This window comes from Ilumatobacter sp. (genome assembly GCF_049588435.1).
In the GTDB taxonomy this organism is placed as follows: domain Bacteria; phylum Actinomycetota; class Acidimicrobiia; order Acidimicrobiales; family Ilumatobacteraceae; genus Ilumatobacter_A.
Genome location: NZ_JBAVYV010000470.1, coordinates 1 through 1,669, shown reverse-complemented (window position 1 = coordinate 1,669; position 1,669 = coordinate 1). Strand labels below are relative to the sequence as shown.

1 protein-coding gene is annotated in these 1,669 nt (G+C 65.2%); it reads left to right on the top strand.

The genetic code is table 11. The features are described from left to right. Positions 1-167: 167 nt before the first annotated feature. Positions 168-1,669 (top strand): peroxidase family protein (locus tag WBV89_RS17925; RefSeq protein ID WP_423982695.1); only part of this gene is annotated, 1,502 nt, incomplete at its 3' end.

The following is a 1,669-nucleotide window of genomic DNA, read 5'->3' as shown; positions in this document are numbered from 1 at the left end:
GGGCACGCGTGTGTCGATTGCGTGGCTTTCTGCTGGTTCCGCAATTTCTTCTTGCGACGGTCCGTGGCCTGTGGCTACTCTACGTCACGGCGAGAGTCACATCGACGTGTCGAGTGCCGCAGCGTTTCGTCTGCGGTGCTCTGCACACTGAACCAGGGGAACAAATCATGAGCAAGACCGTGGACGCTATTGGGTCAGGAATCGGCATCGCGCTGTTGGTTCTGGGGGTGGTCGCCTTGTTGGCGTACCTGATCCGGGGCAGGGCGCGGGCGGCTGCAGCGCTGCTTGCCGTGCCCGCGATGGTGGTGGTCGGCCCGATGACCGCGGCCGGGCAATCAGAAGTGGTGCCGCAGGTCACGGAGACCAATCCCACGTTCGAGCTGATCCCGAGCGACCTCGAGTTCATTCTCGACCAGATCCAGATCTCGGAGGCGCACGCCTACGCACAGTTTGGGCCGGTCGTCGATGACACCTACACGCTGTTGTGTGACAGCCCGTCCGACACGTCCGGCAAGTGTGTCCCCGACATCAGCCTGCCATACGGGCTGAGGACGGTCGACGGCTCGTTCAACAACCTCCTCGAGGGCAACGAGCGAATCGGCGCCGGCAACGAAGTCATGCCGAGGCTCCTGCCGATCGAGTGGCGCGAGGGCGACGTTCCGCCACCCATGTCGCCGCCGAACCCGCCCGGAGTCTCGGACATCTGCCCGACCCCCGGGACCACCTGCTACGAGCAGACCGACGCGAATGCGTTCGTGTATGACGCCGACCCCCGCGTCATCAGCAACCTGATCGTGGACAACTCGATCGACAACCCGGCCGCCGTCGACGCGGCTGCGGACAACCCCGGCTCGGTCATCCTGCCGGACGGCGACGTCTACCTCCCCAACATCATGGCCGACGAGGGACTTTCGGCGCCGGTCAACCTCTGGTTCGTCTTCTTCGGCCAGTTCTTCGACCACGGCCTCGACATGGTCAACAAGGGTGGCAGCGGCACGATCGTCGTCCCACTCAACCCCGATGACCCGTTGTACGTCCCGGGCTCGCCCACCAACTTCATGATGCTCACCCGCGCCACCAACGGGCCCGGCCCCGACGGCATCATCGGTACCGACGACGACGAGCGTGAGCACGAGAACCGCACCACCCCGTGGGTCGACCAGAACCAGACCTACACCTCGCACCCCGCCCATCAGGTCTTCCTGCGTGAGTACGAACTCGTCGGCGGAGCCCCGCAGGCGACCGGTCGCCTGCTCAACGGCGCCGACATCGACGGTGACGGCCTCGGCGACGGACTGGCGACGTGGAACGACGTCAAGGCCCAGGCGAACGACGTTCTCGGCATCAATCTGACCGACGACGACGTGCTCGCGGTGCCGACGGTGTACGTCGACTACTACGGCAACTTCATCCCCGATGGGGCTGGGATGCCGCAGCTGGTCACCGAAACCGGGATGGTCTCGGGCAATCTGGACAACCCAGTCGACACGACCCCGGCCATCAATCTCAACCAGGCATTCCTCGACGACATCGCGCACGGCGCGGTGCCGCTGGAGACCGAAGACCCCGAGCTGTGCCCGGAAGGTCCTCCGTGCCTGGCCGGCTACGACAACGTCCTGCTCGGTGAGCACTTCATCACCGGTGACGGCCGCGGCAACGAGAACATCGG